Genomic DNA, 670 nt, shown 5'->3' on the forward strand with positions numbered 1-670 from the left:
GCGATTCACCGGCACGGCCCGCGCGTCGTCAAACGCAGCCGCCTGCGGCAGGTACTCGCTTACCAGCCAGAACGTCCGAAAGACGCGCGGGTCCCAGGTGAGGATGACGATGCGGCGTCTGGCGATTCGGCGCAGCTCGGCGATCCCGGCCTCGATGTCGGCCCAGTGGTGCACGGTGAGCAGGGCCATGACCGCGTCGGCAGCGTCATTGGCAAGGGGTAGCGCCTCTGCACACGCCTGCACGACCCGCGCCGCGCCGGCCGGACGCTGCCTGATCATGACCGAGCTGGGTTCGACGGCAAGGATGGTCTGTGGGGGTTCGTAGGAGCCGGCGCCTGCACCAACATTGATCACCGTTTGGACGTCTCCGAGCGCTGTGGTGATGTGCGCGCTTATCCGCCGGTCCGGTCGACGGGTAGTCGTGTAAGTCGAACCGATCGCATCATAGATGACCATGGTGGCAGTATCCCAGGCCAGCCAGACCCGGATGGGACACCATCCGCACATGCCGCGATCCGCGCGCTACGCAGGGTTACGTGACCGCTCGCGGCTCACGGTGCGGATCCGCCGATTAGAGTGCTTTGCCCCTGCTCCGTGGCAAGTACCATGTGCCGATGCCAATCGACCTCTACGCAGGCATCTCGGTCGGCGACTATCCCGCCGCCCTGGC

General features: G+C 66.3%; 1 protein-coding gene. It reads right to left on the reverse strand.

Features of this window, described 5'->3' with window-relative positions; genetic code table 11:
• Window positions 1-456, reverse strand: a 456-nt coding sequence (locus tag ACNAW0_RS30560; protein WP_416291509.1) for a class I SAM-dependent methyltransferase, incomplete at its 3' end; no start/stop codon positions are given.
• Window positions 457-670: the final 214 nt, after the last annotated feature.

Origin of the sequence: Micromonospora sp. SL1-18, from assembly GCF_047921505.1 — a bacterium.
GTDB lineage: Bacteria > Actinomycetota > Actinomycetes > Mycobacteriales > Micromonosporaceae > Micromonospora.